The sequence below is a fragment of the Paraburkholderia sp. BR14320 genome (assembly GCF_040948665.1).
Lineage (GTDB): Bacteria > Pseudomonadota > Gammaproteobacteria > Burkholderiales > Burkholderiaceae > Paraburkholderia > Paraburkholderia youngii.
In genome coordinates, this window is record NZ_JBFPKG010000043.1 from 33829 (window position 1) to 55510 (window position 21682).

General features: G+C 60.2%; 22 protein-coding genes and 1 pseudogene. 13 read left to right on the forward strand and 10 right to left on the reverse strand.

The window, feature by feature from the left end; genetic code table 11:
- Positions 1 to 300 precede the first annotated feature (300 nt).
- Complete coding sequence (locus AB3X89_RS29750) at positions 301 to 2181, reverse strand: ATP-dependent endonuclease (RefSeq protein WP_368586473.1); 1881 nt, start codon at positions 2179 to 2181, stop codon at positions 301 to 303.
- A gap of 687 nt (positions 2182 to 2868) precedes the next feature.
- Between AB3X89_RS29750 and AB3X89_RS29755 the strand changes: the two genes are divergently transcribed.
- The 4 genes from AB3X89_RS29755 to AB3X89_RS29770 all read left to right on the forward strand — a co-directional run bounded on the left by AB3X89_RS29755 (position 2869) and on the right by AB3X89_RS29770 (position 7263).
- Positions 2869 to 3744, forward strand: coding sequence for a LysR family transcriptional regulator (locus tag AB3X89_RS29755; RefSeq protein ID WP_368586495.1), 876 nt, complete (start codon positions 2869 to 2871; stop codon positions 3742 to 3744).
- Positions 3745 to 3896: 152 nt separating this feature from the next.
- Positions 3897 to 4913 carry a succinylglutamate desuccinylase/aspartoacylase family protein gene (locus AB3X89_RS29760; protein WP_368586474.1) on the forward strand — a complete coding sequence of 339 codons (1017 nt, stop codon included), beginning with the start codon at positions 3897 to 3899 and terminating at the stop codon, positions 4911 to 4913.
- Between the two features lie 62 nt (positions 4914 to 4975).
- Positions 4976 to 6340: an MFS transporter gene (locus AB3X89_RS29765; protein WP_368586475.1), complete on the forward strand. Its 1365-nt coding sequence runs from the start codon at positions 4976 to 4978 to the stop codon at positions 6338 to 6340.
- A gap of 35 nt (positions 6341 to 6375) precedes the next feature.
- Positions 6376 to 7263, forward strand: a complete 888-nt coding sequence (locus tag AB3X89_RS29770) for an MBL fold metallo-hydrolase (protein WP_368586496.1) — start codon at positions 6376 to 6378, stop codon at positions 7261 to 7263.
- 618 nt (positions 7264 to 7881) lie between these two features.
- Here AB3X89_RS29770 and AB3X89_RS29775 read toward each other — a convergent pair.
- The 4 genes from AB3X89_RS29775 to AB3X89_RS29790 all read right to left on the reverse strand — a co-directional run bounded on the left by AB3X89_RS29775 (position 7882) and on the right by AB3X89_RS29790 (position 10548).
- The gene (locus AB3X89_RS29775; protein WP_368586476.1) at positions 7882 to 8223 is read right to left on the reverse strand and encodes a hypothetical protein; all 342 of its coding nucleotides are present in this window, start codon (positions 8221 to 8223) and stop codon (positions 7882 to 7884) included.
- Positions 8224 to 8276: 53 nt separating this feature from the next.
- A complete protein-coding gene (locus AB3X89_RS29780) occupies positions 8277 to 8780 on the reverse strand; it encodes a hypothetical protein (RefSeq protein ID WP_368586477.1) in 504 nt (167 codons plus the stop codon).
- 438 nt (positions 8781 to 9218) lie between these two features.
- Positions 9219 to 9620 (reverse strand): hypothetical protein, encoded by a 402-nt coding sequence (locus AB3X89_RS29785; RefSeq protein WP_368586478.1) that lies wholly within the window; start codon positions 9618 to 9620, stop codon positions 9219 to 9221.
- Between the two features lie 142 nt (positions 9621 to 9762).
- Positions 9763 to 10548, reverse strand: a complete 786-nt coding sequence (locus tag AB3X89_RS29790; RefSeq protein WP_368586479.1) for an antitoxin Xre/MbcA/ParS toxin-binding domain-containing protein — start codon at positions 10546 to 10548, stop codon at positions 9763 to 9765.
- Between the two features lie 80 nt (positions 10549 to 10628).
- Between AB3X89_RS29790 and AB3X89_RS29795 the strand changes: the two genes are divergently transcribed.
- Complete coding sequence (locus AB3X89_RS29795; RefSeq protein ID WP_368586480.1) at positions 10629 to 10868, forward strand: helix-turn-helix domain-containing protein; 240 nt, start codon at positions 10629 to 10631, stop codon at positions 10866 to 10868.
- Between the two features lie 112 nt (positions 10869 to 10980).
- Here AB3X89_RS29795 and AB3X89_RS29800 read toward each other — a convergent pair whose 3' ends face one another.
- Entirely contained in the window at positions 10981 to 12747 is a 1767-nt protein-coding gene (locus AB3X89_RS29800) for a phage integrase family protein (RefSeq protein WP_368586481.1), read from the reverse strand.
- 831 nt (positions 12748 to 13578) lie between these two features.
- On the opposite strand from AB3X89_RS29800, the pseudogene AB3X89_RS29805 reads away from it, so the two are divergent.
- The 8 genes and pseudogenes from AB3X89_RS29805 to AB3X89_RS29840 all read left to right on the forward strand — a co-directional run.
- Positions 13579 to 13764 (forward strand): annotated as a pseudogene (locus AB3X89_RS29805) (EexN family lipoprotein); the annotation flags it as partial.
- A complete protein-coding gene (gene gspG / locus AB3X89_RS29810) occupies positions 13741 to 14232 on the forward strand; it encodes a type II secretion system major pseudopilin GspG (protein ID WP_368586497.1) in 492 nt (163 codons plus the stop codon). The pseudogene AB3X89_RS29805 and the gene gspG, both read left to right, overlap by 24 nt.
- Before the next feature lie 394 nt (positions 14233 to 14626).
- The gene (locus tag AB3X89_RS29815; protein ID WP_368586482.1) at positions 14627 to 15316 is read left to right on the forward strand and encodes a hypothetical protein; all 690 of its coding nucleotides are present in this window, start codon (positions 14627 to 14629) and stop codon (positions 15314 to 15316) included.
- A gap of 310 nt (positions 15317 to 15626) precedes the next feature.
- A complete protein-coding gene (locus tag AB3X89_RS29820; protein WP_368586483.1) occupies positions 15627 to 16106 on the forward strand; it encodes a hypothetical protein in 480 nt (159 codons plus the stop codon).
- Positions 16094 to 16219: a hypothetical protein gene (locus AB3X89_RS29825; protein ID WP_368586484.1), complete on the forward strand. Its 126-nt coding sequence runs from the start codon at positions 16094 to 16096 to the stop codon at positions 16217 to 16219. The genes AB3X89_RS29820 and AB3X89_RS29825 overlap by 13 nt, the downstream gene beginning before the upstream one ends.
- A gap of 218 nt (positions 16220 to 16437) precedes the next feature.
- The gene (locus AB3X89_RS29830; RefSeq protein WP_368586485.1) at positions 16438 to 16854 is read left to right on the forward strand and encodes a transposase; all 417 of its coding nucleotides are present in this window, start codon (positions 16438 to 16440) and stop codon (positions 16852 to 16854) included.
- 23 nt (positions 16855 to 16877) lie between these two features.
- Positions 16878 to 17198, forward strand: coding sequence for an IS66 family insertion sequence element accessory protein TnpB (gene tnpB / locus AB3X89_RS29835; RefSeq protein ID WP_368586486.1), 321 nt, complete (start codon positions 16878 to 16880; stop codon positions 17196 to 17198).
- Between the two features lie 29 nt (positions 17199 to 17227).
- Positions 17228 to 18820 carry an IS66 family transposase gene (locus AB3X89_RS29840; protein WP_368586487.1) on the forward strand — a complete coding sequence of 531 codons (1593 nt, stop codon included), beginning with the start codon at positions 17228 to 17230 and terminating at the stop codon, positions 18818 to 18820.
- A gap of 207 nt (positions 18821 to 19027) precedes the next feature.
- Here the strand turns inward: AB3X89_RS29840 and AB3X89_RS29845 are convergent, their stop codons facing one another.
- The 4 genes from AB3X89_RS29845 to AB3X89_RS29860 all read right to left on the reverse strand — a co-directional run bounded on the left by AB3X89_RS29845 (position 19028) and on the right by AB3X89_RS29860 (position 21252).
- Positions 19028 to 19486 (reverse strand): hypothetical protein, encoded by a 459-nt coding sequence (locus AB3X89_RS29845; RefSeq protein ID WP_368586488.1) that lies wholly within the window; start codon positions 19484 to 19486, stop codon positions 19028 to 19030.
- 187 nt (positions 19487 to 19673) lie between these two features.
- Complete coding sequence (locus tag AB3X89_RS29850; protein ID WP_368586489.1) at positions 19674 to 20138, reverse strand: hypothetical protein; 465 nt, start codon at positions 20136 to 20138, stop codon at positions 19674 to 19676.
- Between the two features lie 99 nt (positions 20139 to 20237).
- Entirely contained in the window at positions 20238 to 20846 is a 609-nt protein-coding gene (locus AB3X89_RS29855) for a DUF6680 family protein (RefSeq protein WP_368586490.1), read from the reverse strand.
- 217 nt (positions 20847 to 21063) lie between these two features.
- Positions 21064 to 21252, reverse strand: a complete 189-nt coding sequence (locus AB3X89_RS29860; RefSeq protein ID WP_368586491.1) for a helix-turn-helix domain-containing protein — start codon at positions 21250 to 21252, stop codon at positions 21064 to 21066.
- Positions 21253 to 21682 lie beyond the last annotated feature (430 nt).

Here is a 21682-nt window from a genome sequence, read left to right on the forward strand (position 1 = left end):
TAGATTCGACATAGGATCAACCGACGTCCGAGGCGGTCGCTGTCCGCGCGCGAATGTCTCTTGGCGAGGGTGAAGGCAACGGCCCAATGTCCATTCAACGTGTAGGGGAGCAGCCGAAGATGGCCGAACCCGGTCCGACACGTCCGGCTCAGTTTGACCCGAAGCGGGCAGTCGGGATGCAAAGAAGCGAGCGGCCGGTGTGGGTTGTTAACCTGCCGCTTGTTCTACCATGCTTGGTAGCACGTGGTTGCTCGGCTTCTCCGTCAGTGCCGGTATGCGTCTCAGCGTTAGACCGACAGGCTATCCCTTTTTGATGCCAGGCAGCTTGGTAGGGACAACGATATTGAGATTGTCATTATTGCTAACCTCGAAGGGAAAGGCATTACGCTGGAATAGCGGCGAAGCGATCTGCACCTTGATGCGTAGATCATCCTGCGTTGAACCATTAAATAATTTGAAGACGTCAGCGTCGGTGCCTATCGTCGTCTTGGCGAGCGTATTTAGCAGTTCGTCCGAGCTTCCGTGGTTCATACCTAAAAATGCTGCTGTCAACGCCGCGCCGAGTTTAGGGCGTAGCAATTGATCTTCATCGACACGTTGGTTCGGTGCAATATGCGAAAGGGCCGAGATGATGTGTTCATAATCCCGCTTCAAATCCTCGATGCTGATTGCCTCGAACCCGGCAGCTTCCTCGGCAGCAAGCTCGGGTTTCGCACGGCCTAGTGTGCCTGTTCGATAATAATTTTCGACAGCACCTCGTCGCAGGAAAAAACACCCAAGCTCGGCGAGCGCACCAAGTAGCGCGTTATATCGAGTAAACAGGCTTGCCGCATCGGCAGCGGCATCACCGAAGCTTTCTGGCTTAGTTAGCAGCCGCGCCAGCGTTACCCTCCGTTTAGCAAGCGCACTCGACTCTTTGCTCGACCAATCGGGATAGAGCGCGGCTGCCGCATCGACTGCGGATTGATGCGTGGACATGAACGTTTCCAAAGCGGTCCGTAAGTCATTGTCGAGATCCGCTAGGCTCGTTCGGCCGAGTCGATCGGCGATTGCGGTGGCTTGAGGCAGTTCACTGAAACTGCGAACAAGCCCGTTGTCGTCTGCTAGGGCATCGAGATCCGCGAGTGCCGCAATTTGCTTATTCATCAAACGAAATAGTTTTGCTGCTTCAACAAATTCTCCCTTGCCGGTGACTGGTAGAATTTGTGCGTTGCGCGCAAGCAACCTCAAGTCGAGGGAGCGCGCAAGCTGCGTTGCGATGATCTCGTCGCTGGGTCCCTCGACCAACAGTACACGTTCAGCAAACATCGCCATGCGGTGCGTGGTGCTGAGTCGAGCGACCAACGCCGCTAACTTGTTTCGTTTGAGGATGTCCGCATCATCGGGAACTTGCGTCGGCGGTTGACGTGCTGAGTTGAAGAACGAAAAAAAGGGCAGTTCGCTTAGCTCACGCAGGGGGAGCAGAGATGCCGAATGAGTCGCAATCACGATCACCTTTCGCGAATGGTCTGACGGATCTCCAGCTACCCGTTCCATTTCTTCGAGCAGAAAAGCTTGATGCTGTGGGTGCAGCGAAATCTCGGGTTCGTCGATTAGAAGCGCACCAATCTCGTCATTGTGGATCGCCGCGAGCAGTGCTACCAGCTGGAGGATGCCACTGGCTTCATGATTGGCCGCATAGGAAGCGCCGCCAGACATCGCTGAGAGTCGGATGTTGAGCCCGTTTTGTGACCACGAAAGTTGTACGCTGCGATCAAATAGCTGCTGGAGGCGTGCTTCAACTTTTAGGCGTAGATCGGCGCGACTGTCGAGCGCGAGAAGGCTGCCTGTGACGCTCTCAAAATTCCACCAGTTCTTTTTGTGAAGAATATGACCGACTGCCGCATCGGATTGCTCGATTGAACCTGGGTTGATAAGTGCCGCACGATAATTTTCAAGGGGACCGCTGCGTCCGGCTGCGAGGAAGTGAGTTTTCCGGCCATGAATGCTGATGTAATTTGTAGCATCCAGTGCAGTCTTTATGGCCCGTAAGGCGCGAGTCTTGCCGCTACCGTTCGGGCCGACTAATGTGGTGATACCGGGTCGAATCGTTACAACCCCTTCAGTTGCGGTTTCACCAAGCAGTTGAACCCTAACTCCAAGCGGCCAACGTTGCGCCGCGCCATCCGTGTTTGCATTCACCTTCTTGCCCCCGCTCGATTAGCTTGTTATAAATGCTCCATTCTATCCCGGGTGGGGTATGGGCATGTCCAGCCGAATGGCCGGTCGCGCGGTTCTGCTTCGCATCGAGTCTCCTACGGCCTGGACTCCCTCGAGCTAGGACTGCGGGCTTCGCTTGCGTGCGGTCGGCAGGTCAAGCTGGCCGTTGCCTGTCCTGCAGTCTCCCCAGACTTTGTCACCTTCGCCGCGACTGTAGGCTGCGGCCCTGAGCAGTAAAGTCACGGAGGGTCGAGCCTGGGCTGCGCCTGTCGGGAGAACGTGCGTTTTAGCGGGAGCGAGCGACTGCAAGCTGATCCAAAGACGACACCGGGATGTCAGCCGCACGTCCGGGGCGAACGACGTCTCATGGCCGAACCCGGGCCGTCAGGGAATGCTCCAGATCGACACGAAGCAGGCGGTAGCGTTGCCTGGAATGCGACGGCGGCTTACGAGCACACAACGGCCGGTCCCGCCATTTCGATGCCGGTCGTTAGCATACATTTGCCGTGTACAGTCAGCCTTCCGGGTTGATCCCGGTGTTCGTCACGCGCCGGCCGCTCCTGCTTCATGAGCCCCCAGGCGCCTGGCTTACGTCGATTTCCGCAGGGCAGCCATTCAACGCATGCAATGGTTTACGATGGCACTCCAATGTCCTGGTCCCATATCGCCATGGAACTCCGGCATCTTCGCTATTTCATTGCTGTCGCAGAATTGCGCAGTGTGCGCTCGGCTTCCGAACAGTTACACGTGACCCAGCCGGCGATATCCCGACAAATTCAGGACCTCGAAAGCGCCATCGGCGCGGCGCTGTTCGAACGCACGCCACGCGGCCTGATGCTCACGGCTGCGGGAGAAGCCTACCTATCCGAAGCGCGAGAAATTCTGGCCCGCGTCGACGCCGCCAATCGCCTCGTCCGCCAAATTGCTTCCGGCTTGCGTGGCCATCTGCGTATCGGTTTCGTCGAAAACGCAGCGTGGAGCGGCATCGTTTCCAGCGCTTTGCGCGAATTCGAGCAGGCAGTGCCGCAAGTGGCGCTCGAACTGCAGCCGATGAATACGCCGGAACAACTTGACACGATTGCAGCGGGACGGCTCGACGGCGGCTTCTGCTATCGGGTCGGCGTGCTTCCCGAAGGCATCGCGAGCGTGCCCGTGCTCGAACAGAATGTCGTGCTGGCCGTGCCCGACGCATGGCCGCTCGGCAAGGCGGGGGCCGTTTCGACGACGGACCTCCGGGACATCCCGTTTATCGCGTTTCCTCGACGCGTCTACCCGGCGTACTACGACCGACTGCTGTCCGCGTGCGCCGAGCGTGGCCTGACGCTCGACATCCGGCAGGAGGCCAGCACCGAAACGGCCATTCTTTCGCTGGTGTCCGCGGGCATGGGGGCCGCGATCGTGAATGCGGCGAATCGCGATCGTCCCCCGGCACGCGTGCGTTTCGTCGATTTGAAAGATTTGTCGGTGCCGTTGCCACTCGAATTCTGCTACGCCGCAAACGGAGCAAACGCGGCTCTGGCCCGATTCCTCGACCGTCTCAGGTAAGCGGCACCTTGCCGTAGTAACGCGCGGACGAAAGCGTAGCCAGCGATGCCTTGAAGGCATCAGCCGAGCGGAAAACGGCATTGGTCAGACGCTTTATCGCGGGCGATAGTAAGGACAACCGGGGCGTGGCCTCGTTACTTACGGATCGCACCATGTCCACTCTTCCATCGCTTATCGCCACCGACGTCGATTTCGAGCGCACGGGTTTCCAGACCGGCACGCTCAGAGTGCCCTGGTCGCACGACCGCTCGGCTTACGGGCACATCCCCATCCCGCTCGCCGTACTCAACGCCGGCCCGGGGACAGGCCCGACGGTTCTGCTCACGGGCGGCAACCACGGCGACGAATACGAAGGCCCCGTCGCGCTGATCAAGCTATTGCAGCGGCTGCCGTCGATGACGATACGCGGCCGCCTCATCGTGATCCCCGCGCTGAATTTCCCAGCCTTCATCAACGGCTCGCGCACGTCCCCGATCGATCGCGGCAATCTGAACCGGCTTTTCCCGGGCGCGCGCAATGGGCGGCCGACCGAGATGATCGCGCATTACGCCGAAACGGAGTTGCTTCCGCGCAGTGATATCGTGATCGATCTTCACGCCGGCGGCGCGTCGTTCGACCATGCTCCCACGCTTCTCGCGTCACCGCCCGCCGAGGGCGAGCGGCGCGAGCTCTATCTCGATCTCGTGCGCGCGTTCGGGGCACCGAACACGATGATCATGGATCTGCTCGGCGAGGATCGCACTTTCGCGGCGGCCGCTGAACGCCACGGCAAGCTCTTCCTGTGCGGCGAATTCGGCGGCCACGCCGGGTGCGACGCGGCCAATCTCGCTATCGTCGAGAGCGGACTCCGCCGTGTCCTGCATCGGCTCGGCATGACACCTGAAGAGCATCCATCGCCTGCGGGCGAGACACGTTTTCTTCGTGTGGAGGGCGCACGCCACTATGTGTACTCGCCAATTGCGGGCGTGTTCGAACCCGCTTTCGCGCTCGGCGACCGCGTTCGCGAAGGTCAGATCGCGGGACGTCTCTTCGATCCGCACCGGCCTTGGCAAGCGCCGCTGGAGATCCGCTTCCGCGCGGACGCCACGGTCATGTGCATCCGCACTTTTGCGCGCGTGGAACCCGGCGACTGCCTCGCATTGCTGGCCGCGGATGCCGATGCAAATTGAGCAGAAAACACAAAGAACGACTGCGACTGACGATTCACCGACTCATCCTCCGGAGACAGTGTATGAGCGCTTATCCCACTTTGACCCAGCCGGACGAAAACGCAGCCCGGCCAGCTCCAAACGCCGTGCGATACCCCGTCTACATCGTGCTGCTGTTCTTCACCTGCTTCGCGTTCTCGTATCTGGATCGGCAGATCGTCAGCATTCTCGTCCAGCCGATCAAGCAGTCGCTCGCGCTCACCGATACGCAAATCGGGTTGCTGCAGGGTCTTTCGTTCACGATGTGTTATGCGACGGCGGGTGTCTTCGTCGCGCGGCTCGTCGATCGAACCAACCGGGTCAGGTTGATCGCCGCTTGCATTGCGATCTGGGCTGTCTCGACGATGGCATGCGGATTCGCTTCGAGCTTTTCCGAACTGCTCATCGCCCGCGCCGGGACCGCGATCGCCGAGGCGGGACTGAGCCCGGCTGCACTGTCGATTTTCAGCGACATCTTCCCACCGCGGCGGGTGGCGCGCGCGAGCAGTGTCTTCATGCTCGGGCCGTATGTGGGAGGCGGCGTCGCGTTGTTCGGCGGCGGCATGCTGTTGTCCGCCGCCCATGGCGACAACATTGCATGGCTCGCGGCGCATGGCTTTGAACCGTGGCAAATGGTGTTCGTCGCGGTCGGACTGCCCGGGCTCGTGTTGGCCGCGTTGGTGGCATTCTCGGTTCGCGAACCGGTCCGCCTGGAGACGCTGCATCATGCGACAAGAGCGGAAGATGCCGTGCCGTCCCTGCGGCATGTCATCGTCGAACTGTTCGTCCGCAATCGCTTCTGTCTGCCCTACTTTGCGGCTTACGTCGTGCTGATCACGGTGTTTTACTCTCACTCGGCATGGTTTCCGACTTTGCTGATGCGGCATTTTCACCTCGCGCCGAAGACGGTGGGCCAAATGGCCGCACCGGCTTACATGATCGGCGGGACACTCGGTATCGCGTGCGCGGGCGTGCTCTCGACGCGCGTGACTGACGAAAGTACCTTGCGCAGAGTGCTGGGCTTCTCCGCCGCCGCGGTTGCTGCGCTCGTGCCGGCTGCGATTGCGATGCCGCTTGTCGCCGACAGCAGGGTTGCGGTCGTGCTGTATGGCACCTGTGCGTTCGCGGCGAGCATCGCGATGGGTCTTGCGCCCGTGCCGCTGCAGATCGCCGTGCCGAACCGCATGCGTGGGCGCTCGCTGGCACTGCTCGTGTTCATGACCAACGCGATCAGCGGAGGCGTCGGTCCCCTGGCCGTCGGCTTCCTGAACGAGCACCTCGGGCACACCGACAACAGCCTGGGCGTGGCGCTGGCCCTCACCGGCGGGTTGGCCGCACTGATCGGTGCCGCGCTTTACCTGGTGGCCATGCGGCGCGTGCCGGTCGCGCACACGATGACTGTAGCGTGAACGGACTCAATGACTTACGACAATCCAACATCGCCATGAAAAACGCTTCCAATACCCACCTCGTGGGCGAGGCAAGGATCACCCGGGTCGACGAAACGGCCTTCGCACTCGCTCCCGATGTCTTGTTTCCCGACTGGGATGCCGCAAGCGGCCAAGCCCTGGAAGAATACTGTTCGACCGCCAGCCTTGATCTCACCAATCGACGGGTGTCGCTGAAAACGCATTTGTGGGTCGTGGAAATCAGTGGCCTGACTATCGTCGTCGATACGGGAATTGGCAACGGGAAGGCGCGGCCATTTAGCGCGCTTTTCGACAAGCTCGACAACCCCGTGCTTGAGCGCTTCGAAGCGGCTGGCTTCCGGCGCGAGCAAGTCGACCAAGTATTGCTCACGCATTTGCACGTCGATCACGTTGGCTGGAATACGCATTGGCAAAACGACCGCTGGACACCCGTGTTTCCGAACGCCACCTATGTATTCAGCCAGCGCGAATGCGATTATTTTCAAACGCCCGAAGGACAACCGCGGCGCATGGTATTCGAGGACAGCATACTCCCGCTGATCGAAGCCCAACAGGCTCGCGTCGTGCCGGACGAAGGGGAGGAAATCGTCGACGGCATTCGCTTTCTCCCGACGCCGGGCCATAGCATTGGGCATATGGCCATCGAAATTCGCTCGCGGGGACAGACGGCGTTGTTCTCTGGGGACGTCATGCATAGTCCGCTGCAGGTCTATCGTCCTCAGTGGAATTCAACCTTTTGCCTTGATCAGCCACAGGCGCGAGCATCAAGACAATCGCTTCTTGAACATGCGGCAGCAACGGGGGCGATCGTATTCCCCGCACACTTTCCGGAAACGTCTTGCGGTACGGTGCACGAGGGTCCACGCGGCTTCGAATGGCACTACTTGAATGGCGCGAAATAAAAAACGCTTGAGGAACGAAACGTTGCGATTCTGGGGTTGCCGAACCGTCTGAGCAATCTACACGAGCCTCCGACCGGCTTTCACGTCGATGACAGAAACGCCCTGCAGAGTGGACGCCCAAGCGTCCACTTGAGCGCGATAACGAGTGGCGCTTCCTGGGCCGACAGCTGCCCCAGGCGGCCCTTTCGGCATGGCCCCGGCACGAAAGGTTCAGTGGTGGAGGGTTGCTGCACCGTGCACCATAATCGTGGAGCCAGAAAAAACGGGAATGTGCGCCGGCCGCCTTCTGACGATGGGTTCTCCGGTAGCCCCCCGCGGCTGAGGCGAAAATGCGCACCGAATCTGATAAACGGTCAGTGTGCAACTGCGACTTCGGTTGTTAGGCTCTTAGCTGGCGTAACCGCCCGGCGCTGTCTGCGATGTCGGCTCATGAGCGCAGCCTCCGGGTCGCAAGTTAACGGTCAGTTCACCTTCAAACTGCGGACCCTTGCGTTTGACGATGTCTAGGCTGACGCCTCGTTCGGCTGTGCGGACAAGTGATACGCAGTTCCGCGGGAGATGCATCGGTAGCCATCACGGATGGGGCGAAAGACGAAAAAGGCGAACACCCGGGGACACTTACCAGTTCAACAACACTCTCATGCGAGAGATGAGCCACGTCAATTCTGCGTTCGACACCCAGCCTTTTCGAGCGACCGCGGCGCGCACGCGTTCAAGGGTGAGCTCATTACTGTGCTCCGGATGAGCAGCAGCGTCGCTTTCGGCTTTCGGTATGAGCTGGTGCGCGAGGTCTTCGCAAATGCTCCAGCGTTCTTTGCGATCAAGGTCGGTTTGGCCGGCGACGTATTTTCCCTCGGAAAGAACGACGCAAATCTTAGGTCGCGCGCCGGCGACTACACTAGGTGAGTCGTCGCTCGGAAAGTTGTTGGGAACGTGCTCGGTTTCAGTGTTTGTTGTCATGTTTGGCCTGCCGATGTGGGTGCCGCTTTCCTTTTCAATGAAAGTCCTCGAGATTAGCGGCGGAAATTCTTCGACATCCGCGGTCCCCGGTCTTGGCCCATCATCACTCGAACAACCGAGGGATTCGCGCTGGCGAGATGCTGGTGGTTCATGCTGTAGCCATACAGTTGATGCAGTGCAACGGCGACACCACATGAGCGTGAGTATCCGCCTTCGCAATGGACAACCACCGATGCTATTGCCTCAGGCAATGCGTCGACGAAGGCGCGGACTGCGTTGGCCTGCTCTTTGGTGAAGGCGTGGGCAAGCTTCTCCCGAGCTCTGGTGGACAGGTCTGGATTCAGAAAATCCACGTCGGCGAAGCTCAAGCGCAGCACATGAGCGAACTTACCGATGCTCGCCGACGGACGATAGGGCGCTGTGATTGAAATGACGGCCATAGAGGACAGTTGCGGCAGCTTTTCCGCATTGGTTCTTGACAACGCGAATACCTGACGCGTCCCATCAGTCGGAGGCCGATAAAGCTGCCCGAGAATATCCTGCAGTCGCTGCACCATTTCTTGCGTCTCAAAACTCTTACTATGCCGATTGATATTGGCCCAAAAGGGCCGCTCGGCCGTCTAACCTCGAAGAGGTCTTGCCAACCCGGCAGCTCGCTTTCTGGCACCTGAACATGCTTTTGGTGCTCATGGCGCTATTCCGACAAGCTGATGTCGTACACGAGCTTCGCTAGTTTCGCTAGGGCAGCGCGGATGTCGCAACGCGCTTCGCTAGCGGCAGATTTGTCGTTTTCCAGCTTTTATAGATCGGGGCGTACCCAGAGCGCGAGGCGGGGCCAGGTCAAGGCCTGCGGCGATCATCATGGCGAGCGTCCAAATCAGTCTGCTATCAACTTACTTTCTTCGACATGTTGGTCTTGATAAGAGCCGGACCACCCACGCGCATTTTGATTTGGTACGGGCGCGCGTGGCATTAACGGAAGGCAGCCGGAGGCCTCAGTCATTTTCGTGCTCAGGACAGCGCGTTTTGATCCCGCCGTTTCGAATCGCCTTGCCTCGATTGCCGCACACCTCGCAGAGCTGCTTGCTCATCGTTTCAGCTAGTTCGATCATGCCCGCCTGTTCGGCATCTGGTCCGTTCGCATAAAAGCAAAGTCCGCCGAATTTTTCTTTCACCTGAACGGCGACGACCTGCGATGCCCCGCACTTCGTCGCGTGCTGCAGGTTCAGGCACAGGGCGTTGAGCAGGTCATACCATCCATCGCCGCATTCGAAGCCCCAAGTCGCGAATGCGGACGGCACAGGAGGCCCGTCGAGATCGTAGGGATCGCCAACCGGGTCGACCATAAAGATCGCGGGATAGTGGGCGCGCAGCATGGCGTCCAGCTCAGGGCTCAATTGCTTTCTCCGTCGTTCACGTATTCGCGCAAGCCGACCAGTCTCGTTGATCGCTTTGATCGCGACGTCGAGGCTCCTGCGTTCGCATCTCGACGACGTAACGCTTGAGACAGCCACGAAGCGGCCCGAGTGTGATGGCTACTCATGTCGGGATCCCATGCAGGATCCGCCCCAAGATAGCTTCTACCTGTGCTGCGCCGGCAGGGTCAGCTGCAGCCTCGTACGGTGTCGTGCCGCCGAGTTCGGGATGCGGGCAGCGCATCCAGGCGTCGGCGTCGGCCGCGTCATCCCAGACCAGCGTTGCGAAGCGCAGGAGCCGCGCCGCCAACAGCCGATCGGGAGCATCAAGGCCATTGCCGTCGTCGGTACAGATGGAAGAGTCAGCCTGCGAGGCTGCAATTGGCCCTGCACATTCATCGCAATAGACGTGATGCCAATGGCCTTCCCGATACTGCCCGGGCTTGCCACAGCTCTCGCAGATTTCGCGACTTTTCGCTTTCGCCTTTTCGATGGACCTGCGAATGCGCGTCCAGGAATCAAGTCCACACACAAGTCCGTCCATGACATCGACGATCATTTCGCCCGCGCACTGGCTAATGTTGGTGCACACCGGAACGAGAGGGGAATCGCAGCGACTCAGCAGAAGTGTCTGGTCCAGTAGGGCGAGGGTCAGCGGGAAATCGATTATGTCCTGCCACATTGCACGAAGTTCGCACTCGATCTCGTGCGCCAACTGTTCGACGATTGCGTACCAGCCGAAGCCACACTGAATCCCGAAGTGCGCCATGTTTGATGGATAGGCATCGGGGAGGCTTACGGCGCGAAAAAATAGTGGGTATCTCGACAGCAGTTGCGTCTGCTCGGCAGTTGCCAGCCAGGGGCGGCAATTGCTCTGTGGGTCGGTAACCGTTGGGGCAGGTCCTTTCATCTAACATCACTTGCAAATAGTCTATTTTGGACTATTCCAAAACAGGATGCAACCTTGCGGCTCGTCGCGTTGAGCCGCCAATGGAAAAATCTATCTACTCCCGCCGGTACGCTTTGTTTGTTCAGCTGCTTCGAGCGGCCCGAGAAGAGGCTGGCTTTACACAGGAAGAAGTCGCAGCTCGCCTTGAGACAACCCAGACCTTCATCAGCAAATGCGAGCGCGGGGAACGCCGACTGGACGTTGTCGAACTCTGTAACTGGTGTGAGGCTCTGGGTGTTCCGGCCGCGCAGTTCGTCGCCGAACTTGAGAAGACGCTGTGACTGACCGACCGGGCGCGCTGCCTCATCGGAAAGCCAACCGAACTTGCTCACGATCCGGAGGCCATTGCCGGACGCTGTTCAATGAAGCGGAGATCGTAGCGGCGAGGGGGCCTTACTGACGTGCGGCGGGTCGCCCGAATGCGGTCACGAACTGGCGCGCCCGACGCGCATCGTCGCCGTGCAGATACGTCGAGGTCGTCGAAATCGACGCGTGTCGCAAGTTATCGCGCACCGCGACGAGTTCCACGCCACGGGCCAGCGCATGCGACGCATGCGTATGACGCAGCCAGTGCGGGCTGGCCTTTTGCAGCCGCGACGACAGGTCGGGGTTCTCAGCGAGAACGAGCGCAGCGGCCAGCTTAAAGAAAGCATCCATCACCTGGCGCAATCGTGTGCAGGTGATGGGATCCCTGCCGTGGGCTGCCGAGGCAAGCGATGCAACCACCGGCATGGACGGCTCCCATCGCTGGCGCGTCACCGGCAAGCCGCGCTGCCGAAGGTACCGGTCGAGCGCGTCGCGCACGAGGGGCGGCAGCGCCACCTGTCCAGGCTTCGCACCCTTGCCGGCGACGCTCAGCCACCATTCGTCCCTGCCATCGTCGTGAATGTCGTGGAGTTTCGCGCCGACCAGTTCATGGGCCCGCAGCCCCGTTCCGTACAGGAAGTCCAGCACGAAGCGCAGGCGCTGCGCGGCCGGTGCCTGCCAGCCACACGACCCCTCGAGCCCGTCCGCGAGGCCGCGTACGATGTGCCACTCGCTGCCGGTCAGCGCACGCACCGTATCGAAGGGCGCAGCGTGCTGGCCGCCCCGCACGGTCAGTCCGGCGAACGGGTTGCCGAGCACGTAGCGCTGTTCGATCAGCCAGCGAAACAGCGCGTTCAGCACGGTGAGCGCATACCCCGCCGAGCGGGATGACAGGCCGCGTGCGAACGGCCGCCATTCGGCCGAGCTGCGCGGCTGCGGCGGACCGGTCCAGCGCGCACGCGGCGCCGGATGACGCAGGAAGGCGCGGTAGGCAATCGCATCGTCGGTGGTGAGCGAGGAGAGCGCCTGCTGCCGTTCAACGATGGCCCACAGCATCAGCCGTTCGGCCTCTCGACGATACGCACGCGCGGTGTGCGGTGCCTCGTGCAGCGCCAGCCACGCCAGCACGGCCTCGTAGTCGTTGCGAGCATTGAGGAGGCAGGCGCGGCGCGGGGCCCGGAAGCGGCCGCGCGAGCCGTCCAGTTCGGGCACCGGCCGCCAGCGCTCCCAGGGTGCAATGTCGTTCTCCCGCGACGGCTGGACCCGTTCGACGAGAGCCCGCGCCTGGCCGGTCAGCGCGGGGTGGCTGGCGAACAGCGCTTCGACCTGCTCCGCGCCGGTGCGCCCGAGCCCGGGAATGCCGCGCCACCACAGGTGCCGCCGCGGCACCCGCAGGGTCAGTTCCGCGAGCGTCCTCATGTGGGCGGTGCACAGCACCTGCGCGATGCGCGGCGGCAGCCAGGCGCCGACGCTGTCGGTCAGCCGCGGCTGCGGCCCCGGGGTGCAGCGCAGGACGTCGATCGCGTGCACGACGGTCGCGGCGTACCGGGTGCGGCCAGCGGCCGGCAGCGCGAAGAGCGGGATCAGGTCGTCGCGCTGGCGGGCCGTGGCGCACGCGATGAGCTGCCGGCGGATACGGGCAATCACGCCGCGCGAGGACTGGCCATCGCTGCGGAGGTGGGCGAGATAGCGCGTGACGGCCTCGCGCGCCGTCAGGCCTTCGTACCAGGCGCGCAGCGTGGCGAGCGACGCAAGACCAGGCAACGGAATGGGCAGTGCGGCGGCCAGGGCAGCGGGCGATCCGGTGGAAGGTCCGTTCCCCGGTCCGGGAGCCGGGACAGGGGCGGTTTTCATGAACACAGTTTAGGTTGCCCGCAGTGCACTTGCGATAAGGGTATTTATCGCAAGAGCACGGACGTTTCATCCGGCACTTGGGGAGGAGGCGAGCCGGCACGGGCTGATGCTCGTGCTTCGAACCGGTGCGCTCCGTTGCACGTCACCTCCTTTGCGTCCGGCGGAATAACTTCTGATGGGCAACGCGGAACGCGCTTCGACTCATGCGTGCCGGGCGACTCAATGCAACTGGTTCCAGCAGTCGCAGCCTGGCACGGTCATTTGTGCGGAGCCCTCGGACGGCAAGTCGTCGGCCAATGCGGACGTTTAGCGATCAACGCTCGAATGGCCGGTCAGCGATCTAGATCGGCCGTTAGTCGACGGCCAGCCATGGCCGAAACCCCAAGAAATCGGCAGACCGAGCGCGAGTACAGCGAGCCACTCGAACATCAACGTGCCGTGCGACTGCAGGAAGACGGGCGGCGGCGCAAGGCACAGGGCAACGCAGCGGGCAAGGCGGAGCTTTTCTCCGCCCCTGCCCCTTGTCCTGCAACGCCTCGCGAGGAGCTTTCCGCTTCTACCTGAACCGGTACCCACACTGTGCGGCCGAACGTCATTCAATGCCTCGACGAACGCGATCCGGCCTATCAGCGGCCGAAGATGCAGGCCGAGCAAACTGCTCCTTCGATCGCGCGGCTTTGCGCGTGCAGCCTCGGGCGAAAGGTTGCGCTCATAGGCGTTGATGCTGAGACGGTCTAAGTGAAGCGGGCTGTAACGCCTTGAACAGAAATGTAAAGTTTTTCTCGGCTGCGACCGATATCCCGTAAGGTAGAACCACCGGTTATCAAAACAATGAAGAAAACACTGATTCTTGCTCTCCTTCCCGTTGCGCTCGCCGCCTGCAGTCCGACGAAGGTTTCATTCCTTGATCGAATCTACAAGGTTGACGAGTTTGACCAGAACACTGATCTGCGTCAGCGCACAGTGGCTGAGTGCAATTCGAATCCCGGGGCGTTGAAGGACGATCCGAACTGCATAAACGCACTCGCCTCGAAGGACAAGGCGGATGCAAAGGAAGCGCAAGAAAAAGCAGCCGAAGCGCAAGAAAAAGCAACCAAAGCTGCTACTGCGCTTGCAATGCTGATGGCGAATCCGGCCGCTGTTCGAGAGGACGAGGCGCGGCGCGTTGCCGCTAGGCAGGACATCGGCACCATCATGCAGGCCCTGAAACTCTATCGACTCGACAACGGGTTATACCCTACGCAAGACCAAGGCATCGCAGCGTTGTTCGAGAAACCGACGGCGGGGCCGGTGCCCACTAACTGGAAGGACGGCGGATACCTCGAGCGTCCTGCCAGCGGGATGTTGCGGATTAGTGATCCTTGGGGGAACTCATACCAGTACCTCAACCCGGGCGTCCATGGTGAGATCGATGTGTTCAGCTATGGCGCAGATGGGAAGCCCGGTGGGGAAGGAAACGACGCCGATATCGGGTCGTGGCAGTAAAAAGGGCTGAAGGCAAGCGTCTGCCCTATCTCCCAGGCAGGCGCGCGCCCCGGATGTCCAGCGAGGCCGGCTGGAGATCAGGCCGGGTCGGCGCCGGCACACTGGCCTGGGTCACTGCGGACAGCGCTGCATAGAAGGAACTCCATCGGGCGTCACTCATTTCCACTGAGGCGAGCGATTAGACATCGCCTGCACGATCAAGCCCCGATCTTTGCAGAATTACGTATGAGGGCCAGTAGGAGCGTCGCCTGCTGCTCGAAGTCCAAGCGCGCATCTGTGGCGCGGACCCGACGAAGATGTCGAGCGCGCACCTAGGGAAATCCATCTGATTCTGTTAGTGTCAACGCGCGAAGCATTTTTCCCCGGTACCCTTCCTATCTCCGGAGCGCGCACCTTGCGTCAAACTAAAAACTACATTCGCCGATACCTCCCGCTTTCAGCCGTTTTTGACACCCTTCTTCGGAAAAAGTTGGCGCTGCTGGACCCACAAAACTGGGACGATAAAAACGACAGACGGTTCATGCAACTCTACAAAGAGGCCAAACACCTGAATTCTCTTTACGCCTTGTGTGCGGCCACTTGCACGGAAACGTACGCGCACTGGCGAGTCTATTCGCCGGCGGCCGAGGGTGCCTGCATCGAAATTTGGCGCGAGCCGTTGGAAGCCGCTCTCAAAGAGACGAAGTATGTCCGCTTTCGCGATATGAAGTATGTAAAGCTCGAGGACGTCGATCATCTCGGCCCTGCAGACCTGGAAGATCTACCGTTTTCGAAACGAGTTGGCTACGGCTCCGAGCGCGAATATCGGATAATCGCTTGGTCAAAGAAGCCACAAGCCGCCGCTCTTGAGATCGACATCGACTTGAACTGGGTTAAGAAAATCGAGCTCAACCCATGGATGCCGAAGTCTCTTGCTGACAGTGTACAAACGATGCTAAAGGCGGTTCCGAACTGCGAAAATCTAGCCACGTCGCAGTCGTCGTTGATTGACAATCAACGCTGGCGTGACGCGGGTGACCGCGTGTTGGGGCGGCCGCCCGGCGGAGCAGAAACGACACTCTCCCCACCCAAGAAGAGCAAGTGACTCTTCATGGTTCTGGCACACCGACATCCTCGTCCTGCGCCACCGCATCCAATGGGTCGACGTGCTCGCCCGACCTCAGAGCGGCGGGCAATCGCCTGACGAACATCGTACTGACGAGCCGCTCGACCGTGCAGTCGTGGGAGGAAGGCGGCGAGCCCCGACACAGCTACGGCGCCGCCATCCTCGAAGTGCGCACGCGTTTCTGCGGTGGGGAGGGAGTTGACGGCACGGCACGCGCGAGAAGCGAGGTTCAGCTGGTAGCGTCAGCGTCGCGTGATAGCATCGCCGCAATTCCACACCGGGGATAGCGATGAATGGAAGCGCGGCGGTAGAGTCTCAATGGCCGAGCAGTGAGAAACTGTTGAACCTGCGCTTATCGCGTATTCCGTACTATGTCCAAGGCGTGCGGGCGGGTCTAGCCGCGCTGTCGCTCGCAGAACGGCACCGTCCGATGGACGGAATTGAGATCCGAGTGGACGGCGTCAGCGAGCCGGTCTGCAGCACCTTTCTAGTCGTCTACACGGAGACCACTTCCAGCATGGCAGCGATTTACTCGAGGCTGCTTCTGGAGTTCTTGGGGCTAAAAGTGGGCGGCAATCCATCCCAGTTGCAGGAAATCAACAAGCGGACGCGCCGCGGCGACATCGGGATTGAAGATTATCGACGGGCCGATGGCACACCGCTCGCTAAAGTGTTGCCGTCGGTTGTGGACCATTTCCCGACCGTGAGTGTGTCGAGCAGGCGTGGATCACGGCATGCGATTTTGCAGGCCAGCGCTTGGCACACGTGACTGACGACTTCAAGGTAAACGGTGTCGACGTGACGCCGATGTTGATCCGGACGTTCGAGACCATTCCGGATCTGGTGACCCGCGTCTTTTTCGATCAGCTCGACAACGTCTAGCCCGCTCGGTTGTTCCTAGACAACGCACCTAGCGGCGATTCAACGGCAGGTTGTGACGCGATTTGGGCACCGCTCGACTGTGTGTGGGTAGTGGTGCGGGTAGAAACGAAAAACGGGCCGAAAGGCCCGTATTCAGTAAGCGTTGCTCTCGTACCGTCTAGACCGATGGCGCCAAAGTGGACACAGTAGGCCCCACCAAATGAGTGGTGGAGACTACTTTGTCACCTGAGATTGCAACAGCAGCCAGACGGACACGTAAAGGTACCCCCAACCATCCCATCGAGTTCCGACGGGAACTCGCAAAGCTGGCATGTGAACCCGGTGTCTCGGTCGCCCGGCTGGCTCTGGAACATGGGCTCAATACGAACCTGTTGTTCAAATGGCGCCGAGCCTACCAGGCCGGACTGTATGAGCCACCGACACTGTTGCCGGTAGAAGTGGTGCCCGAGGAACGCACGATTGAGAACGCGGCTGCATTGTCCGTTCAGTCGCAGAGCAAGGCCCATCCGGCCGTCGCGGGAGTGATAGAGATTTGTGTCGGCATCGCACGCGTGCGCATTGAGGGCACGCCCGACGCAGCCACGCTGCGCGTTGTGCTGCGTACGTTGCGTGCCGCTGCGGAGGCTGAGACGTGATCGGTCTTCCTGCCGGCACACGTGTGTGGCTGGCTGCCGGCGTGACCGACATGCGTGCCGGATTCAACAGTCTCGCCGCCAAGGTGCAGACCGTGCTGGAACGCGATCCCTTCTGCGGGCACGTTTTCGTGTTTCGTGGCAAACGCGGCGACCTGCTCAAGGTGCTGTGGTGGAGCGGCGATGGCATGTGCCTGCTGATGAAGCGACTCGAGAAGGGGCGCTTCGTATGGCCTCAAGCCGACGGTGGCGTTATTTGCCTGAGCCCGGCGCAACTATCAATGTTGCTGGAAGGCATCGACTGGCGGCAACCGACGAGAACTGCAAGACCGACCTCGGCGTTGTAAACGTCATCGCTGGCGCGTAAACTGCCTGCATGACGCGCGCGAACCCACTTCCCGACGATGTCGAAACGCTGAAGGCCATGCTGCTCAGCCGGGAGGCGGCGCTTCGCGAGCGCGACGCTCAGGTGCTCAAGCTGCAAGAAACGGTAGACTCGCAACAAGCCGCGTTGGCTTCGCGCGCAGCCGAAGTCGAACACCCGAAGCTGCTCATTGCCAAGCTGCGCCGTATGCAGTTCGGTCGCAAGTCGGAGAAGCTGGACCGTCAGATCGAGCAACTCGAGCTGCGTCTCGAAGAGCTTGAGGCCGACGCAGGCGCGGCACCGGTCGAAATCCCGAAGACGCCGCGCACGGCTGTGGAACACGCACCGCGCAAGCCACTGCCCGAACATCTGCCGCGCGAGATCGAAACGCATATGCCCGAATCCGCCGGGAAGTGCACGCAATGCGGTGGCGTGATGAAGTCGCTGGGCGAAGACGTCTCCGAACAACTTGAGTACGTACCGGCCAGCTTCCGGGTGATCCGTCATGTGCGCCCGAAGCTTGCCTGCGTGTGTTGCGATCACATCTCCCAGGCGCCTGCGCCCAGCCGCCCCATCGAACGCGGTCTCGCCGGCCCAGGTCTGCTCGCCCACGTGCTGGTCTCGAAGTTTGCAGACCATGTACCGCTTTACCGGCAGTCGATCATGTACGCGCGAGAAGGCGTCGAGCTTGATCGCTCGCTGCTTGCGAAGTGGGTCGGTCACGCGGCCACACTGCTGCAGCCGCTCGTCGAAACACTGCGTGCTCACGTGATGTCGGCGACGAAACTGCACGCCGACGACACGCCGGTTCCAGTGCTTGCTCCGGGCAACGGCAAGACGAAGACGGGTCGCTTGTGGGTGTACGTACGCGATGATCGTGCATCGGCCGACATCACACCGCCGGCGGTGTGGTTCGCCTATACGCCGGATCGCAAGGGTATCCATCCGCAGCAGCACCTCGGGTCGTTCAACGGTACGCTGCAAGCCGATGCATACGGTGGCTACCAGGCCATCTACGAAACCGGGCGCGTCACGGAGGCAGCTTGCTGGGCGCACGCTCGACGACAGTTCTATGAATTGCACGCAGCGCGCCCCAATGCGTTGAACACCGAAGCGCTCGAACATATCGGCGCGCTATACCGGATTGAGGAAACGATCAGGGGCAAACCGCTCGACGAGCGGCGCGCCTATCGTCAGGAGCACGCGCGGCCGTTACTTGACCGATTCCATGCGTGGCTCACGACGACGCTCGAAACGCTCTCGCGCAAATCTGACACGAGTCGGGCGATCCTCTATGCGTTGAACCGGTGGGAAGCGCTCACACGCTACTGCGATGATGGCCAGCTCGAAATCGACAACCTGCCAGTCGAGCGTGCGCTACGCGGGGTGGCCATCGGTCGCCGCAATTATCTGTTCGCTGGAGCAGACTCTGGCGGCGAACGTGCCGCCGTAATCTACAGCCTCGTGGGCACCGCAAAACTCAACGGCATCGATCCTGAGCCCTATCTGCGCTACGTGCTCGCACGCATCGCCGACCATGCGATCAACCGCATCGGCGAACTCACGCCGTGGGCTGTTGCCGCTCAGCTCGGCACCACAACCTGAAGATCAAGATCTCCAGTCAAGACGTCGCTGGTGCCACGCTTACCGTATTCATTGATGTCCTGGCGGAGAGAGGGACAGCCGTCCGCCGCCGGAATATCCCTAAAAATCGATGCCGTGAAGCCGGACAAAATTAACTGTGATCCGGTTGCAAAAAGCCGGTACCGCACCGCGGTGCGCAGCGTTGACTCTGCACATCAGCGTCCCGGATCAGTAGCCAATCACTAGAATTCCTCGGAGAGGCAGTCTCATCCGATTACTGGCGTACATTGTCTCGAAGAACGTGATCACGCGGTCAAAGTCCGGATTCTTGACGCCTGCCGCAAGGTAAACGTTGCGAACCGCAATGGCTAGATAATCGACGTCGTCCATCATGCAGGCCTGAAATAGGTCCTTTAGAAACTGATTGTTCACTACTGCCCGACCGGCCTCCACCTTAACAACGAACTTGCCTTCGACATGATGGGCGTCAGCCTCGAACGCTTTCGAGACACGCCCATTGTTTCCGTACAAGACTGGAACTCGTATTTTCTCGGCGGTCTTCTTGCCGGTCTCGACAGTGAATCCCAGCTCCCGTAAATGCGGTGCCACACGAGCAAGCACCCCATCGCTTGGCAGGGAATGTTCGGCGGAGGTTATGTCGATGTGGCTTGCTGCGAATGCGTTCACAACAGCCTGGGCGAGAGAGGTCGGTTTGTCGGATCTCGGAAAGTACGCCCAATTCAGCATAACGTGTTGGTCCGTGGCTTGTCGAGGAATGCGCATTATTCTTTAAGCGCCAGAACGTTTGGTCATTGCCATCTTGGCTGACTTCCAGCAGGCAAGCAGGCCGCTCATATAAATGTAGGCTGCGCTTTTAGGCGAGAACTACGTCGGAAACAAATTTGCGAAAGCTTCGGGCGCGGGTAGTGGCTTCGGCGACCTTTGGGAACACCACCACGGTTCCGTATTTCCGGAGCCGGCTGATATCGCCGGCCGGCATTGTGTTCGCGGTGCCGTACTGCTGCTCCATCACCCAAAAAAACAGCCGGTAGCCTTTGGTGCGAAGTTCTGTGAGCACGGAATCGGTTGCTGCACTCTCATCTTGAAAGTTTGGGCATAGTGCTGCGATGATAGCTGGAATCGACTGCGGATCGGCGGTCGCCATAAATTGGATAAAGCTCTCGGGTAGGTCGTCGTTCGACATGCGCCTGATGAGAAACTCAACGTCCTTGACAGTCAGCCTGCGTTGATAGCGACTTCCATTCGTTAGTGCCCGAAGGGTGTGTGATTTCCCCCAGTTTGAGTGACCCACAACGAATGCGATTTTCGGCTTCGACATGATGTTCCCTTGTGACAATGCCCGACCTTCCTGTTTGGCAGACTGGTACGTTAAGAAACACGCTAAGCTGCGTTGGCTGCGCTAGGCGCGCGGCCCGGCTTACTTCGCAGGTGCCTCGCCGGTCGTGCTGGCGGTAACTTGGGGCGTCCTCTTGCCCTCCAGCCATTCGATCAGCAGGCTTTGTAGCTCGGCGGTGCGCTTGGCCAAATCAGCATCGGCCGGAAAACCTGTGACATTCATAGGTAGCGATGCCTTACCAGTTATGAGATCGACCAGCGCCTTACGTAGCATTTCCTGATCGTTCATCAGGGCCGCTTGCCACTGTGGGTAATAAACGTGGTCTTGGATTTCCACATCCCGAAAGCCGTAATGCAGGGATCTCCCCATCTGCTTGAGGAGTTCAACGAACAATTTGATTCTTTGTTGTGCCCACGCGTCCAGATTGGTATGCGGGGTATTTAGATGCATCAAAAGATCACGCCATGCGTCCACGACCTTCGCATTCCCATGAAATTCCAGCGGTACGGCGTTGAGCGCATTAACGTGCTGCGGAGAGTTTAGCGTCATCCGTGAAGCCATCAGAGCCCGATATACTTCGATTTGCCGGCGCGTGCGCTCACCCCTCCGATCGAGGAACTTCTGGACTTGTACGGCGAATATCGGCCCGAGTAGGGTCGCGCAGGCAATCACGTAGTCAGAAGCGTGCATTTTGGTTGCTCGTCGCCTCGTCAGGACCGCCATCGATTGTCGCGAATTTCGTTTGTTGCGTGTGATTCAAAAGGATGTTCCCCGTTTTCAGCTCTTTCACTCTGACACTGATGTTATGTATTTTGCATGAGTGCGCAAAATACCGACCTCGGAAGGGTACTGGGTTAGATTCTATATCGGCTGCCGTGCAACCAGTTACAAAATCCACCAGCAGACTTCAAGTCGCGGCGGCTACATCGACGCGCATGCGCTGACGCATGATGGTCTGGCGGCTCGTGTTCAATTCACGCGCGATGGCAGCGACCGTCTGCCTTTGGGCCAACCGCTCCAGCGCCGCCGACTCCTGCTTATCGCTCAACGCCTTTGGGCGTCCCAGGAAACCGTGACTGACGCATCGCGGGACCATGGCGACGGCCGTCAGCGCTTCGCTACTTCGCCTGTCAGGAGCCTGGTGCGCGCAATGTTCATCTCGACAGAGGTCACATTCGCCGCAAGGTCCCCGCCGTTGCCCGAGCCATATGATGCCCGCACGCGCCCGCTCTCGGCATCCCGAAATGCGCGAAAGGCACGCGCTGCCCTGTCAAAGGCAAGTACGGGATGCACTGCACGGCGGCCTGCGCTGCTACTTTCGAGTTTTACGACGTCGGCGCGCCTCTTTCCGCAGCCGCCAGTTCTATTTCGGACTGCCTGATCGCGGCGGGCAAGCAGTCACGGTGTTCGGCAAGCGACGGTTTGCTACGGCATTGTTCCAGCTGGCCTCAGCCGGTGGCGCGGCCATGGCTGAGTGGATCGTCACGCAAAGCAGTCCTGTGCCGATAAGCGCAGGGAATCGCGGC

What these genes read in the sequence shown, in the direction of transcription:
- AB3X89_RS29775 (WP_368586476.1), bottom strand. Translation starts at nt 8,223, where the DNA reads ATGACAACAAACACTGAAACCGAGCACGTTCCCAACAACTTTCCGAGC.
- AB3X89_RS29840 (WP_368586487.1), top strand. Translation starts at nt 17,228, where the DNA reads ATGACGCGCGCGAACCCACTTCCCGACGATGTCGAAACGCTGAAGGCC.
- AB3X89_RS29770 (WP_368586496.1), top strand. Translation starts at nt 6,376, where the DNA reads ATGAAAAACGCTTCCAATACCCACCTCGTGGGCGAGGCAAGGATCACC.
- AB3X89_RS29860 (WP_368586491.1), bottom strand. Translation starts at nt 21,252, where the DNA reads ATGGTCCCGCGATGCGTCAGTCACGGTTTCCTGGGACGCCCAAAGGCG.
- AB3X89_RS29800 (WP_368586481.1), bottom strand. Translation starts at nt 12,747, where the DNA reads ATGAAAACCGCCCCTGTCCCGGCTCCCGGACCGGGGAACGGACCTTCC.
- AB3X89_RS29795 (WP_368586480.1), top strand. Translation starts at nt 10,629, where the DNA reads ATGGAAAAATCTATCTACTCCCGCCGGTACGCTTTGTTTGTTCAGCTG.
- AB3X89_RS29755 (WP_368586495.1), top strand. Translation starts at nt 2,869, where the DNA reads ATGGAACTCCGGCATCTTCGCTATTTCATTGCTGTCGCAGAATTGCGC.
- AB3X89_RS29855 (WP_368586490.1), bottom strand. Translation starts at nt 20,846, where the DNA reads ATGCACGCTTCTGACTACGTGATTGCCTGCGCGACCCTACTCGGGCCG.
- AB3X89_RS29850 (WP_368586489.1), bottom strand. Translation starts at nt 20,138, where the DNA reads ATGTCGAAGCCGAAAATCGCATTCGTTGTGGGTCACTCAAACTGGGGG.
- AB3X89_RS29820 (WP_368586483.1), top strand. Translation starts at nt 15,627, where the DNA reads ATGAATGGAAGCGCGGCGGTAGAGTCTCAATGGCCGAGCAGTGAGAAA.
- AB3X89_RS29790 (WP_368586479.1), bottom strand. Translation starts at nt 10,548, where the DNA reads ATGAAAGGACCTGCCCCAACGGTTACCGACCCACAGAGCAATTGCCGC.
- AB3X89_RS29780 (WP_368586477.1), bottom strand. Translation starts at nt 8,780, where the DNA reads ATGGTGCAGCGACTGCAGGATATTCTCGGGCAGCTTTATCGGCCTCCG.
- AB3X89_RS29760 (WP_368586474.1), top strand. Translation starts at nt 3,897, where the DNA reads ATGTCCACTCTTCCATCGCTTATCGCCACCGACGTCGATTTCGAGCGC.
- AB3X89_RS29765 (WP_368586475.1), top strand. Translation starts at nt 4,976, where the DNA reads ATGAGCGCTTATCCCACTTTGACCCAGCCGGACGAAAACGCAGCCCGG.